This window comes from Algoriphagus lacus (genome assembly GCF_003583985.1).
GTDB lineage: Bacteria > Bacteroidota > Bacteroidia > Cytophagales > Cyclobacteriaceae > Algoriphagus > Algoriphagus lacus.
This window is the reverse complement of the sequence record NZ_QXML01000007.1, coordinates 185770-200556: the sequence shown is the minus strand read 5'-3', so window position 1 is coordinate 200556 and position 14787 is coordinate 185770. Positions and strand designations below refer to the sequence as shown.

Annotated in this window: 14 protein-coding genes; 9 read left to right on the top strand and 5 right to left on the bottom strand. The window is 44.3% G+C overall.

Annotation, left to right across the window (positions count from 1 at the left end; translation table 11 throughout):
- Positions 1-24: 24 nt before the first annotated feature.
- Both D0X99_RS20525 and D0X99_RS14895 read right to left on the bottom strand, forming a co-directional pair.
- Positions 25-201: a hypothetical protein gene (locus D0X99_RS20525; protein ID WP_199708106.1), complete on the bottom strand. Its 177-nt coding sequence runs from the start codon at positions 199-201 to the stop codon at positions 25-27.
- On the bottom strand, positions 198-1601 hold the full coding sequence (locus D0X99_RS14895; RefSeq protein WP_119478630.1) for a purine-cytosine permease family protein: 1404 nt from the start codon (positions 1599-1601) through the stop codon (positions 198-200). The genes D0X99_RS20525 and D0X99_RS14895 overlap by 4 nt, the downstream gene beginning before the upstream one ends.
- 268 nt (positions 1602-1869) lie before the next feature.
- Between D0X99_RS14895 and D0X99_RS14890 the strand changes: the two genes are divergently transcribed.
- From D0X99_RS14890 to D0X99_RS14865, 6 genes are all read left to right on the top strand, one after another.
- Positions 1870-3990: a bifunctional aldolase/short-chain dehydrogenase gene (locus tag D0X99_RS14890; protein ID WP_119478629.1), complete on the top strand. Its 2121-nt coding sequence runs from the start codon at positions 1870-1872 to the stop codon at positions 3988-3990.
- Between the two features lie 53 nt (positions 3991-4043).
- A complete protein-coding gene (locus D0X99_RS14885) occupies positions 4044-5081 on the top strand; it encodes a GntR family transcriptional regulator (RefSeq protein ID WP_119478628.1) in 1038 nt (345 codons plus the stop codon).
- 122 nt (positions 5082-5203) lie between these two features.
- Positions 5204-6532, top strand: coding sequence for an FGGY-family carbohydrate kinase (locus tag D0X99_RS14880; RefSeq protein ID WP_119478627.1), 1329 nt, complete (start codon positions 5204-5206; stop codon positions 6530-6532).
- Positions 6533-6547: 15 nt separating this feature from the next.
- The gene (locus tag D0X99_RS14875) at positions 6548-7306 is read left to right on the top strand and encodes a (Fe-S)-binding protein (protein WP_119478626.1); all 759 of its coding nucleotides are present in this window, start codon (positions 6548-6550) and stop codon (positions 7304-7306) included.
- Positions 7303-8661 carry a lactate utilization protein B gene (locus tag D0X99_RS14870; RefSeq protein ID WP_119478625.1) on the top strand — a complete coding sequence of 453 codons (1359 nt, stop codon included), beginning with the start codon at positions 7303-7305 and terminating at the stop codon, positions 8659-8661. The genes D0X99_RS14875 and D0X99_RS14870 overlap by 4 nt, the downstream gene beginning before the upstream one ends.
- Entirely contained in the window at positions 8658-9218 is a 561-nt protein-coding gene (locus tag D0X99_RS14865) for a LutC/YkgG family protein (RefSeq protein WP_119478624.1), read from the top strand. Before D0X99_RS14870 ends, D0X99_RS14865 begins: the two co-directional genes overlap by 4 nt.
- Here the strand turns inward: D0X99_RS14865 and D0X99_RS14860 are convergent.
- From D0X99_RS14860 to D0X99_RS14850, 3 genes are all read right to left on the bottom strand, one after another.
- Positions 9210-10286: a sensor histidine kinase gene (locus D0X99_RS14860; protein WP_158587710.1), complete on the bottom strand. Its 1077-nt coding sequence runs from the start codon at positions 10284-10286 to the stop codon at positions 9210-9212. The two genes, D0X99_RS14865 and D0X99_RS14860, sit on opposite strands and share 9 nt — an antisense overlap.
- Positions 10287-10604: 318 nt before the next feature.
- Positions 10605-10985, bottom strand: a complete 381-nt coding sequence (locus D0X99_RS14855; RefSeq protein ID WP_119478622.1) for a VOC family protein — start codon at positions 10983-10985, stop codon at positions 10605-10607.
- A 125-nt stretch (positions 10986-11110) separates the two neighbouring features.
- Entirely contained in the window at positions 11111-12151 is a 1041-nt protein-coding gene (locus D0X99_RS14850; protein ID WP_119478621.1) for a 6-bladed beta-propeller, read from the bottom strand.
- Between the two features lie 102 nt (positions 12152-12253).
- Between D0X99_RS14850 and D0X99_RS14845 the strand changes: the two genes are divergently transcribed.
- From D0X99_RS14845 to D0X99_RS14835, 3 genes are all read left to right on the top strand, one after another.
- The gene (locus tag D0X99_RS14845) at positions 12254-13081 is read left to right on the top strand and encodes a sugar phosphate isomerase/epimerase family protein (protein ID WP_119478620.1); all 828 of its coding nucleotides are present in this window, start codon (positions 12254-12256) and stop codon (positions 13079-13081) included.
- 141 nt (positions 13082-13222) lie between these two features.
- Positions 13223-13888, top strand: a complete 666-nt coding sequence (locus tag D0X99_RS14840; RefSeq protein ID WP_119478619.1) for a hypothetical protein — start codon at positions 13223-13225, stop codon at positions 13886-13888.
- A gap of 242 nt (positions 13889-14130) precedes the next feature.
- On the top strand, positions 14131-14778 hold the full coding sequence (locus D0X99_RS14835) for a DUF47 domain-containing protein (protein WP_119478618.1): 648 nt from the start codon (positions 14131-14133) through the stop codon (positions 14776-14778).
- The last annotated feature ends 9 nt before the right edge of the window (positions 14779-14787 follow it).

The following is a 14787-nucleotide window of genomic DNA, read 5'->3' as shown; positions in this document are numbered from 1 at the left end:
ACCCACACTGTTTACTCGGATTACTCACTGCTCACTGGGTTTATTTATCCAAAATGGAGCAGAAATCATCCAAACCACCATTCCTATTCCCATCCATAGCTTCATGGAGCTTAACTCCATTTTACCAAGGAAAAACAGAATTGGAGGAAAAATGCTCATGGCCAATCCAACCAGTGAAATTAATTTGAGTAGAATTTTCATGCTGCAAGAGATTTGGTCTGAGGATAGTTGATTTTGGAAAGCATTACAAAAATGGCAACTGCCACAAACCAACCCGGAAGCCCCAAAAAGAAGATTTCAACTCCATAGAAAAAGTTTAACCCCAGACAAAAGCCCAAGGTCAACACCCAACTCAACAAAGCCGGGAGACTAAAATTGGATCCGGAGCTCAAAGCACCTTCCGCTTTGAAGCCCATTTTCTTGGAAAAATAAAAGTCCGCAAAAATTACCGCTCCCATTGGCATCAAAAGCAAGCCATAAAGTGCAACAAAGTCAAGGAGCTTCATCACCAGAGCAGGAAAACATGCCGCCAAACTGGTGATTCCGCCTACGATTGCCGTGATTTTCCAAGTTGGAACCTTCGGGAAAATCCCCTGCAAAGCCAATCCTGCCCGATAAATCGTGGGGTTAGCTGTAGTCCAACCCGCAATTATAACGCAAACCGCTCCTGCAATTCCCAAGGTTTGATAAGCAATCTGCCCAGGAGCAAATTCCTGGGAGTCCGCGTTGGCCTGAAGAAATACTGCATACAAAATTCCAGAAGCGATCCAGGCAACAAAATGACCTAAATACACTCCTGCAAAAACTGAAAAACCGGATTTCCAGGACTTGGCATAGCGAAGGATCGTCAGGTCAGACATCCCAATATGCATTGCCATATTACAAAACCAGGCAAAGAAGATGATGTGCCAGATCGAAAATCGGGACATTCCAGGAAGCGGAACGCCATTCCAAATCACCTCCTGAGCAATGGTGACCATACTTTCAAATGAATTCACCCCCAACTGTGCCAAGCCGACGATTGCAGCAGCGAAGAAAACCAGAATCATCCATGGGGACATGATATTGGCAAATTTGGACACTTGAGAATATCCTTGGATAGCAACCAAGGTAATGACGGCCCCCATCAACAAAACAGTAATTATCCATCCGGGGGTCCTCGGAAGCCAATCGTTAAGTGTTGGCATTTCCAGATCAAATGGAATCCCCACTGCTGTGGCAGAAACGGCAATCATCGATCCCGCCAAAAAGCAAAACATCAAAGCATTGACCAGATTATACCAACGAACAACGTTTTTGCCGGCGATCCGCTCAAGTTGGTAATAAAGTGTCAACCGCTTAGCTGTGGCTATGGGTGCAGTAATAAAACCCCAACTCAAAACTGCGAGAAAGTTGCCGATCAAGAGACCTAAAACCAAATCCAAAGCTCCCACTCCATGGGCGACAAACAACGGTCCGATTACAAATTCAGTCCCTGCTGTATGTTCTCCCGCATACATCCCCAAAAAACTTTTATTTCCTTTCAATTCATTCTCAGGAATTGGAGTCCGCTCATATTCATTGGTATCAGCGACAATTTTTTTAAAAAAGCGGTTGCTCATAGGGGGAATTTTGAATTGAATAAATGAATTTTACCTTCCTGTCCCATCCTGCCCTGTCCGAAGATAATTTCATGGAATTATCGGACAAAAATTTTGCAATTCTTCGATTTCGAATTAGATTTTAGAAACAGGCAGGCAGATATCCAAAACATACTGCTTTTAAAGAAAAAAATTATCTTAAAAAATTTCCCACTCAAGACACTACAGGATACTTGAAGTCTCTATATGATAGAAATTCATGTTATCATCACCAGTAGACCGATCATCTATGAATACACCGATTATGAGTTTTAAACACGTAAGCTACCTCTGGGACGAAGCGAAAGCCTCGAAGCTGGCAGGAAATGAAGTTGACCTTTTGATATACCGCTCCAATATTCTTGGGGCAGACCTAAGAATCACCAATTATGGAGGAGGCAACACTTCCTGTAAGACCATTGAACTGGATCCCCTCACCAAAGAGCCTGTAGAGGTGATGTGGATCAAAGGTTCAGGTGGAGACATCGGTACGATGACTCGTTCCGGACTTGCTGGACTCTATGTAGATAAACTTCGATCCTTGAAAGGAATCTACCGCGGGATCGAGTTTGAGGACGAAATGGTAGAGTTGTTCAACCATTGCATTTACGACTTGGCCTCAAAAGCACCCTCTATTGATACCCCGCTTCACGGGTTTTTGCCATTCAAACATATCGATCACCTTCACCCGGATGCTGCAATTGCGATTGCCGCTTCCAAGGACGGCGAAAAAATCACCAAAGAACTCTGGAAAGGCACGATTGCTTGGGTACCGTGGCAGAGACCGGGGTTCGATTTGGGACTTAAGCTCAAAGAAGCATTGGATAATAACCCAGGCATCCGTGGAATCATGCTTGGGGGTCATGGCCTGTTCACATGGGGAGACACAGCCTTCGAATGTTACCTCAACAGTCTTGAGGTGATCGAAGCTGCTTCAGCATACCTCACAGAAAATTACGGTAAGAAAAGACCTGTTTTTGGAGGTGAAAAAGTAGCATCTCTGGCGCCTGATCAGCGTAAATCTCAAGCTGCAAAACTTGCTCCGGTTTTACGGGGGCTGGCCTCTTCCGAAAAACGGATGGTCGGCACCTTCAACGACAACGACACCGTCCTTCAATTCATCAACAGCCATGATTTGGTAAAATTGGCCCCGATGGGTACCAGTTGCCCTGATCACTTCCTTCGAACCAAAATCAGCCCGCTGGTTTTGGACCTTCCTGCAAATGCAGATCTGACTGACGTAAATGGTTTGAAAGAAAAAATCGGTGTAGCATTTCAGGCCTACCGGGAAATGTATGCCGATTATTACCAAAAACACAAGCATCCAAACAGTCCGGCAATGCGCGACCCAAATCCGGTAGTGATTCTTTGGCCTGGCGTGGGGATGTTCAGTTACGCAAAAGACAAACAAACCAGCAGGGTAGCTTCAGAATTTTACATCAACGCAATCAATGTAATGCGCGGAGCAGAGGCTGTTTCCGAATACGTTTCGCTTCCGCTTCAGGAAGCATTTGACATTGAATACTGGTTGCTTGAGGAAGCAAAACTTCAGCGAATGCCAAAAGAAAAGCCCCTTTCCAGGAAGATAGCTTTGATTACAGGCAGTGCTGGGGGAATAGGAAAAGGCATTGCCGAAAGATACATTCAGGAAGGGGCCTGTGTGGTTTTGACCGACATAGATCAGGCAAGACTTGACGGAACTGTTGCTGACTTTGAGAAAAAATACGGAAAAGACAATGTGCTCAGCGTCAAATTGGACGTGACCAATACGGCAAGTTTGGCAGATGCGATTCAAGCTACCTGTCTGCGATTTGGCGGACTTGACATAGTAGTCAACAATGCCGGAATTTCCATTTCCAGATCATTCGAAGATCATACCGATCTGGATTGGGAGCGACTCAATGATATCCTGGTAATGGGCCAATACCACGTTTCCAAAGCCGGAGTTACGTTGATGAAACAGCAAGGCTTAGGCGGAGATATTGTAAATATTGTCAGTAAAAACGCATTGGTTGCCGGTCCAAAAAATGTAGCTTACGGTACAGCAAAAGCCGCTCAACTTCATATGTCCAGACTGATGGCTGCCGAGCTGGCGGAAGATAAAATCCGAGTGAATGTGGTGAACCCCGATGCGGTGATCGAAAACTCCAATATCTGGGAAGGTGGCTGGGCCGAAAACAGGGCCAAAGCTTATGGCATTGATGTAAAAGATCTACCTCAATACTACGCAAATAGAACTTTACTGAAAGAAAGTGTCAAAGTGAGCGACATAGCTGACGCGGCCTTTGCCTTTGTGGGTGGATTATTAACCAAATCCACCGGGAATATGCTCAACGTGGATGGAGGCCTTGCGGCTGCCTTCCCTCGGTAAATCCGATTTACCCTTATTACCCTACCCAACCTAACCCAATAACCCAGTAACCTATGCTTCTTGACAAATCTGAAAAAATCGCCGTGGATTCACGCACGCCGAAGTATCTCCAGGTGGTCAATTTGATCCTCGAGGAAATCGAGAAGGGAAAGCTAAAAATCGGCGATCGCATCCCTTCGATCAATGAAACCAGTTTTGATTTTTTACTCTCCAGAGACACCGTGGAAAAAGCCTACAACGAACTTCGCGACCGTGGAATCATTTCCTCAGTCCGAGGTAAGGGTTTTTACATTTCGTCTACCAATATGGGAAGTAAACTAAAAGTACTCCTGCTTTTCAACAAGCTCAGTTCCTACAAAAAAATCATTTACTATTCTATCCTGGAGACCTTGGGATCCAATGCCTCCGTCGATCTTCAGGTTCATCATTACAACAGGAACTTGCTGGAGGACTTGCTGGAGACCAACTTAGGAAATTACAATTATTACGTTTTGGCCCCGCACTTCTTCGACAATTCCGGCCATCCCGAAACAGCTTACGATTTGATTAAACGTATTCCAAAAGATAAGCTTTTGATCATTGACCGTGCTGTAAAAGGACACGAAAACGAATTCCCGGGGATTTATCAGGATTTTGCCAAAGACATTTTCGAGTCACTTGAATCCGGAATTTCCCACCTCAAAAAGTACCAGAGATTGATTCTAGTTTTCCCGAAAGGTGAACTTTACCCAGTGGAAATCATGGATGGATTCAAGCGCTTTTGTTTTTTCCACGATTTCAAAAACCTGATTGTTGACGGAGTGGATGATGACGAGCCCTTGGATGAAGGAGATTGCTACATCGTTTTAGCCGAATCAGATTTGGTGAATATTGTCAAAAAATCCCGAGAACAATTGTTGAAACTAGGCAGAGATGTAGGAGTCATTTCCTACAATGACACTCCGCTGAAGGAAATCCTTGCTGAGGGAATCACCACTGTTTCCACGGATTTTACCCACATGGGTAAGTCCATCGCCGAGCAAATCCTGGGGGTAGAAGATCGAATTCCGATCAAAAACCCTTTCCGACTGACCATCAGAAAGTCACTATAACCTAATAAAAAAACACCAGCTAGAGCGTCTGGATTCTGGATCCTGACGCTCTATTATTGAATATCAGTTCTTGCTTCTTGGTACATAGTACCTAGGTACTGGGTACAATCATTTTGATCAACATGCCAAAAATTCCAGTAACTGCCGTCTTTGACATTGGGAAAACAAATAAAAAATTCTTCCTTTTTGATGAAAACCTGAAGGAAGTTCACAATACCTACACCAGACTGGACGCAATCCCTGACGAGGATGGTTTTCCCAGTGAGCCAATTCTTCCACTGAGGGAGTGGATGCTGGATACTTTTAAACAAGCCCTGAATTCTCCCGAATTCGAAATCAAAAAACTCAACTTCTCCGGCCATGGTGCCTCCTTTGTTCATACCGATGAACAGGGAGAACCTGTCACCCCGCTTTACGATTACCTGAAGCCCTTTCCGGAGGAATTACTGGAACGTTTTTATGCTGAAAACGGCGGAAAAATGGCTTTCTGCCAAAAAACTTCCTCCCCACCATTGGCGATGCTCAATTCAGGATTGCAGATCTATTTCCTGAAATATGCCAAGCCTGAATTATTTAAAAACGTTCGGCACTGTCTGCACCTTCCCCAATACCTCAGCCTGATTTTCACCGGGAAAATGGTATCCGACTATACCAGTATTGGTTGCCACACAGGTCTCTGGGATTTTGAGAAAATGGATTACCACGATTGGGTGAAAAGAGAAGGGATTGAACCGCTCCTTCCACCGATTCTTCCCGGAAATTCATTGCTGAAAACGAAGCCCGAACTTGGGGGAATTCCCTGTGGAATCGGGGTTCATGATTCTTCTGGAGCTCTTTTGCCCTACCTCAAGCAGGAAACCAAACCTTTTGCCTTGCTTTCCACCGGCACTTGGGCGATCAGCATCAATCCATTCAACAAAACTTCACTTTCGGAATCAGAATTGACCAAAGACTGCCTCCAGTTTTTGAGTATTTCCGGTCAGCCAATCAAGATATCCCGTCTTTTCATCGGGGAGGAGCACAAATATCAGGTCGATGAAATGTACGCCCATTGGAAACTTCCATTGGGGACCTACAAAAAACTGAGATTCGACGAATCCTGGTACCAAAAGGTATGTCAGCAATCCAAAAAAAGAATCGGCTTCCACTACCTAAAGCCGACCGACTATGGGTTGGAAAAGTCGGATTCCAGTAACTGGAGCAGTTTTTCCGAATTTACCGAGGCGTATTACACCTTTTTGCATGAGCTGACAGATATTCAGGTAGCCTCATTGCAGCTTGTCCTTGACGGAGCCCCGGTCACTCGGCTGTTTGTGGATGGTGGATTCAATGCCAATTCCATTTTTCTGGAAATGCTCCGGAAAAAACTTCCCGGAATGGAAATAATTCCAAGCGATTTTCCGAATGGATCTGCATTAGGGGCGGCAATGCTCGTGAATATGAACTCCTGAGATTAACTTACCCTGATGAAGCCAGATTCCCCTCATATTGCCTTATTTATTCCCTGCTACGTAGATCAATTCTATCCTAAGGTGGGAATTGCATCGCTCGAACTGTTGGAAAAGCTGGGCTGCAAAGTCACTTATCCGCAAGGCCAAACTTGCTGCGGACAGCCCTTGGCCAATGCGGGATATGAACGGGACACCGTGGGAACGACGCGACATTTCATTGAGCTTTTCAGGGAATTCGACTACGTGGTGGCTCCATCAGGAAGCTGTGTGCTGCACGTAAAAGAGCATTCTCCGTCCGTTCCGGGACTGGAAAAAGAACAAGCCGAATTGCATCACAAAGTATTCGAGTTGACCGAATTCATCACCGATATCCTCCAAGTTGAAAAACTGGATGGCAAATTCCCTCACCGGGTAGGATTTCATGCTTCCTGCCACGGACAGCGAGGACTGCGTCTGGCTTCGAGTTCAGAACTCAATCAAACGCCATTCAACAAAGCCCGAAAACTTTTGGAAAATCTGGAGGGTTTAGAATGGGTGGAACTGAGCAGAACTGATGAATGCTGTGGATTTGGGGGGACTTTTGCGGTCACGGAAGAAGCGCTTTCCATCCGAATGGGGAAAGACCGACTTGAGGATCACCTCAGTCATAAAACAGAAATACTCACCGGTGGTGACATGTCCTGCATCATGCATTTGCAGGGAATCGCAACTAGAAATAATCAGAATTTGAAATTTCTCCACATTGCCGAAATCCTAAACCAAGCGATCTCATGAGCCATCCGGAGAATGCCACCGAATTTCTGAAGGATCAGGCCAAAGCCAAATGGCATGACGAAACCTTGTGGTTTGTCCGGGATAAGCGGGACCGAATCAGCAAGACTATTCCTGAATGGGAGCAACTGCGTGAGTTGGCCTCCCAGATCAAAGACAACGTCTTGGCAAATCTGGGCTCCTATCTTGAGGATTTTGAGCGAAATGCACAAAAAAACGGGATCATCGTCCATTGGGCGGAAGATGGAGAAGAGCACAATCGGATCGTGCTGGAGATACTCCAAAAGCAAAACTGCAAGGCCATTGTCAAGAGCAAATCCATCCTGACCGAAGAGTGCCACTTGAATCCCTATTTGGAAAAGTATGGAATCGAGGTCGTAGACACCGACCTTGGTGAGCGGATAGTCCAGTTTCTCAATCAGCCCCCTAGTCATATCGTATTGCCGGCAATCCACCTCAAAAAGGGGGAGATTTCAGAGCTTTTCCACGAAAAACTTCATACCGAAAAAGGCAACGAAGATCCTACATACCTGACTCAAGCAGCCAGAATTCATTTGCGGGAAAAATTCCTCGGGGCTAAAGTGGCAATTACTGGGGTCAACTTTGGAATTGCTGAAACCGGAGAATTTGTGGTTTGCACCAACGAAGGCAATGCTGATATGGGCGTACACCTCGCCGATGTCCACATTGCCTGCATGGGCATTGAGAAAATTCTCCCAAGAAGAAAAGATTTGGGTGTTTTTCTTCGGCTCCTGGCCCGATCCGCTACCGGTCAGCCGGTCACCAATTACAATTCCCATTTCCGAAGCCCATCCCCAGGAAAAGAAATCCACATCATCTTGGTGGACAATGGACGGACTGCTCAACTGGCTCGGGAAAAATTCAAAAACTCCCTCAAGTGCATCCGCTGCGGTGCCTGCATGAATACCTGCCCGATTTACCGTCGAAGTGGGGGATTCAGCTATGGAAGCACCGTTCCAGGACCGATCGGATCAATCCTCTCACCGGGATTGGATATGAAAAAATACAGCACACTTCCTTTTGCCTCCACCCTATGCGGCAGCTGCTCGGATGTGTGTCCTGTTAAAATCAACATCCATGAGCAGCTTTACGAATGGCGACAGGAAATCACCAAAACCCATGGGGAATTTGGAAAGGGACTGTCCATGAAGTTGGCCAGCGGAATATTCAATAGTCCATTGGCCTATAAAATTTCAGGAAGCCTGATGCGAAGCGCCTTAAAAGCGCTTCCGGATAGTTTGATTTATCACCCATTGAATACTTGGGGCAAAAGCAGAAATCTACCTGAAACACCGAAAGAAACTTTCCAACAGTGGTATCAGAAGAACCGATCATGAGCAGCCGGGAAAAAATTTTAAGCGCTATCAAAGGAATTTCCATCGAGCCAAAAGCACTTCCTGAAATTCCGGATTTCCATCTGACCGGAGAACTGGTGGAGCAATTCATCCGATCCATCATAGGAAACAAAGGAGAGGTCATGAGCAGGGTGGAGTTTCAATCCTGGATTGGCACTGCCCATTTCTCCAAAATCATTTCACTTTCGAAGACATTCGAAGATCTTTCCAACCTTGCACTTCCTGAGGATCCTCATGAACTTGAGGATTTGGGATTGGCCATTTTGGAGGGGCAATTCGGTGTAGCTGAAAACGGGGCAATCTGGCTGGAAGACCCCAACCTTGGACTCCGCGCTTTGCCGTTCATCACGGAGCATTTGGTGATTGTGTTAGAAAGAAAAAATTTGGTGGAAACCATGCACCAAGGTTATGATCGGATTGGATCAGCACATTCCGGTTTCGGAGTGTTTATTGCCGGTCCTTCCAAAACCGCAGACATTGAACAGTCCTTGGTCATTGGAGCGCATGGTGCCAAGAGTTTGAGAGTAGTTTTACTCTGATTTGACTTTAATTTCCAAGAAAAACACATTCTCCTGAAGTTCGCTCACTCGATAGCCCAGTCTCATTCCGAGGTGATCTGCTATTTTTTTGCAAAGTGACAGTCCAAGTCCTGTGCCCTTTTCTTTTTCAGTACCAAATGAATTTTTGACTTGAAAATCAAACAAATACGGCCGAACCTCCTCCGAAATTAATTTTCCTGAGTTTTTCACCTCCCAAAGAATTTGGTTTTCGGATGTGGTCAAGGATAAATAAACCGTGGCTCCAGCGGGTGCAAACTTAATCGCATTATCCAACAGGTTTTTGAGAATAATCTTCACCTCCTTCGCTTCCAGATTAACTTGGCGGTTCTCCCCCTTCAAATCAAACACAATGCTCTGATTCTTACGGATAGCCTGAAAACTCATCGTTTCCACCATAAGCTCCCCAAGTTCTTTAAGGTCAGTTTCAGTTTTATCCATCTCACTCATCTGCATTTCGGAGGTAACCCAAGCTAGCGTGTTATTCAAAACTTGGGTCATTTGGAAACTTTGGGATTTTAGGCTAAAAAGAATCTTGGACAAATCCTTTTCGTCCAAAAGCCCTTGATCTACTAATTGCAGAGTCGCGTTCAAAGTGTTCACCGGACCTCTGAGGTCATGAGAAAGGAGTGCGATTAACTCGTTTTTCTTTGAATTCAATGAACTGAGTTCTGCCAAATGAATTTGGTTCTCCTTTTTCAAATCCAATAAAATCTGATGTTGCTTTTGGTAATTGATGATCAAAAGATAAATCCCTATAAAAATGAATACTATGCACAACACTATGGAAATCGAGTTGTCCAAAAACAAATCCTGAGGAGATCGGTAATTTTTGGAAACGTGGATTTTGGATTCAACTTCCAAGTAAAAAAGCACCAAATAACTCCCCATACTGGCCAGTAACCATATCAAATTCAATGGCTTCTTAAAAAAGATAGCCACTGCCACCACGAATACGAAAATGTTTGTCAAGGTTGGCCCCTGGTACCCGTCATTGTATAAATAGTTGAAAATGGAAAAGATCAAAATCAACCCTAACATAAGGTTCATTGACAGAAAAAATTTTCTGTATTTGACCATGATAAAAAAACAAGCACTGAATAATAAGATGTAAACTATCCTTACATAATTCAATGTCGAATTGAGCCCAAGTAAATAGTCGGAAATTCCGAAAAATACGATTGCAAAGAATGTCAAAAAGACAAAGTACAAGGCGATTCTTTGCTGAAGGTGCTCTAGATTGCCTGGGTCCTCCTGAAGATTAAAAAGTTTTCTCCACATGATTATTCAATCAAACCCATTGACCTAAAAGTACGAAAGATAAATACCGGCCCATGGTTCATGCTAAAATAAAATACCGAAAACCGCTTAATTATTAGAATGAAGGGCGATTCGGTTTCCTTCCGAATCCAAAAAAACGCCCATATACCCAATGCCCGGAGCAATGAGCCTTTTTGTAATTTGCACTTTTCCTCCTGCTTCCTCCACGCGTCCTAGTTCGATCGAACAGTCTTCCGAAGTAAAATAAATCAACGATCCAGCGTGGCTGCTAGTTTGATAAAATTTTTCATGGAAAACCAAACTACCACCTGCCCCTCCTTTGTTTTCATCCCAAGGAAACCAAGCCATCTGAAAATCTCCCATGTCCTGCTTGCTTAGCTTACAGTCAAATACTTTTCCGTAAAACGAAATTGCCCGGTCCATGTCGCTCACCGGAATTTCAAACCAACAAACACTCACTGATTTCATGGCTAAATGGGGATAGTTTTTGTGATTTTCTTGGGATTAGAAATTCGACATTCAATATTCCTTATCAAAATATCGAATGTCGAAGACTGTATATCAAATCAGGAAGCCGAAAGACTCAAAATCAATTAGACTCTGGTCAATTTAATCGGATAGGTTTTCCCTGCATTCCACTGGCAGACATAGATGTTTTCATCCTGATCGATGCATACATCGTGGCAATGCTTGAACACCGGTTCTTTTTGAACCATCAATTGCAACTCACCATTCCGGTACTCAGGAGCAGTTCCCCCGGGGTTGGAGACCACTTTGTTGTCTTTGTCCAGGATGGTCACAAATCCGGAATTATTGGTCTGTTCCAAGTACCTCAATCTGGACCAGCAAACTCCAGCGTAAAGATTTTCTCCGTGAATTACTGGCCTGCAAACAAAAGCTCCCGGAAGAAAAATCGTTTCAATATATTTTCCATCGAGCGTAAATCTTTTGAAGGAATTATGTCCTCGGGAGGTACACATTAGGGTTGGCTCCTTGCCTCCTCTCTGATCAACAGCAATGCCATGTGCTGTACTGAACTGGTCATCTCCTTGGCCGGCTCCTCCGAATTTACGGATGAAGTTTCCATTCTTGTCGTACTGGAGAAAAAATTGGGAACCATAACCGTCAGCGACATATAGGTCACCATTAGGAGCAATGGCCGTCTCAGTAGGTACCCATTTCATGCTTTCGGTATAAATTCCCTGTGAAATAGGCGACGCAATCTCTGCGACGACCTTCCCGTCCAAAGTGGTCTTGACCACTTTTCCCCCGTTGTCGACCACCCAGAGGTATTCTGCATCCCCTTCGTCAACTAAGGAAAGCCCGTGAGCGCGATCCAATCCAAGGGTCCAGGTTGCTAAAAGCTTTCCTGACTGATCGTAGATAATGATGTTGTTTTTAGCCTCATCGGTCAGGAGGATCATGCGTCCTTTCCGGTCCATGACCATCTCATGGCAATTAACCACCGGAACTTTGGTGGGATCAAGATTCCCCCATTTGGGGTCAATTTTGTATTTGAAATCTCCGTGTCCAAGGATGGTATCCTGGGCGGCTAAAAGGGACAGGTCAGGGTTAAGACTCATAGCTAATCCTAAAAAGGAGGAGGTTTGGATAAATTTTCTTCTGGAATTCATGGGAATGTGCTGTGAAGTCAATTTAGGGATTTTGATCCTAAACCCACTTCCTAAACCGAGAAAAAATCTCTAGATTTCAATTGACCCAAAATTTAAGACTCAATGAAACTAAAACACCTGATTTTAAGCCTAGCCCTAGTCTTTCCTTTTAGCCTGAGTGCCCAGGAAATTGCCCTCCAACTCTACTCCCTTCGAAATGAAATGAAGGTTGACCCAGTCAAGTATCACAAGATGATCGCTGAATGGGGAATCTCAGCCTTGGAAGGTGGAGGAAACTACGGGATGTCTGAAGCTGAATACCAAAAACTGCTCAAGGACAACAAGCTCAGGATTGTCGGAGTGGGAGCAGATTACAACAAGCTCAAATCAGACCCTGCTGGAATCGTCTCGGAAGCAAAGAAATACGGCGCCAAATACGCGACCTGTTATTGGATCCCGCATGCAGAAGGTCCAATCACCATGGATGAAATCAAAGCGGCTACGGAACTTTTCAACAAGACCGGAGAAATGCTTGCCAAGGAAGGAATAACACTGACCTACCATCCTCACGGTTATGAATTTGCACAAACCGGAAGTGGCTCACCTATGGACTACATGCTTCAAAATGCAAAGAATTTCCAGTTTAACATGGATGTTTACTGGGTTAAAATGGGCGGAGGAGATCCCCTAGCCATCATGAAAAAGTATCCGGGCAAATTCCCTCAGCTACACCTAAAAGACCGAAAAATTGGCACCCCAGGATCACCTGATGGACGGGGAGATGTTGAAACCAACGTAGTTTTAGGTACCGGGGACATTGATATTGCCGGATTGATACAGGAGGCTAAAAAACAGGGTACCAAATACCTCGTCATCGAGGATGAAAGCTCCAGGTCGGTGGCTCAAATTCCACAAAGCATTGCCTTCATTCAAAGTCAGTTGAAAAAGTAAATCAAAAACAGCCCATTGAAAAATTTCAATGGGCTGTTTCAATTTTTCAAATTTCCACTTTCTGACGATTCCCTGAATATTACCTGATGATTTCAACACTCCACTCAAATTTTTAAGCCATTGCCAATCTAATATTGCTTTATGAATTCAATCCCTAATCCTTGGTTTACCACTTATTCTGACCAAGCAGCACTTGTCAAGGACGGAACTCAAATCACCACCCAGTTTATTTCAGACATTCATCAGATCAAGGCTGATTTGCCCTTCGATGTACAAGTGATTATCAACACCACGCCTTCTTTGGTATTTTTTGATCCTGCGACCAAAACCGTCAACTTACCTTTTTGGGATCAATTGGGTTCCGATTCGATCGGTTTCTTTTCCCAAATGGGGGGATCAGATGCAGCTGGAAAAACACTGTTTGGACTCTTTTTCAACGGGTTTTACCTTCCTCATGAACTGGGACATGGACTTCAGTTTTTTGCAAAGGGAGACGAAAAGGGTTCCTACAAAAATGAATATTTCGCCAATCAGGTAGGCTTGACTTGGTGGAGAATGCATCAGGAAATCGACCAACTGGAAAAGTGCTATGCCTTTGCTCAGCATATTGTTGGGATTCTCCCTGATCCTGTCCCAAAAGGAATGAGCATCGAGCAATACTTCAATGAGAATTACGACAAGGTCTCGAGCGATCCCTATATCTATGGCTACATGCAGTTCAATCAGTTTATCCAGATTTACGAGGATAAGACATTACCTGACTTTGTCACCTTAGTCAGAGACTACATCAACAGCTGCACATCCTGACCTATTCGAAAAAAATGAAATAAAACGGCCTGACTGACAATCAGATATAAATCCTAAATCCTCATTTCCATTTCCTTGGACCTCTCTGAATTACCCCGGAAGTCTGGACGGCCATCAGAATCAAAGGCGTCTTCAATATTATCTAATTGTTAATTCACTGTTAAGCAACGGAGCCCTTAAAATGAAGCACTTACCTTTGCAATGCCATTCCAAAAGATCACCACACCAAAATCAATAATCCCATGGGTTTAAATTCCTTTGTAAAACTCTTCACTCCCAAGGACAGAGTTTTCTACAGTATTTTTGAAGAAGTCGCTGATAATCTAAACGTTATGAGCCAGGTATTCCGAGACGCATTGTACGAAAAAGAGGATGAGAAAAAGGATAATATGCTGATCACTCTGGAAGCACTGGAGCGTAAAAACGACGAAGCTACTCGCCGGCTTTTCTTGGAATTGGGGAAAAATTTCATCACCCCGTTTGACCGGGAGGACATTCACTACCTCGCGGGTTCTTTGGATGATGTAGCTGACTACATCTGGCTTTCTGCAAAAAGCATAGTCAATTATGATATCAATGAAGTCAATGACACCATGCGGGCGTTTTCTGATGTGATTTTGAGTGCAACGGGTGCTCTCCGGGTTGCATTATTGGGTTTGAGAAATATGAAAGACCTCAAGGCCATCACCGACGCCTGTGGCAAGGTAAACTACTTTGAAAATGAGGCGGATAAAATTTTGGACAAAGCGCTTAGGCACCTTTTTCTCACCGAGAAAAACCCAATTGAATTGATCAAGCTAAAGGAGCTTTACCAGGATATGGAGACGGTAACTAATAAATGCGAAGATTCGGCCAATGTAATCGAGTCGATCATTATCAAGTACTCTTAATCAAAAGCC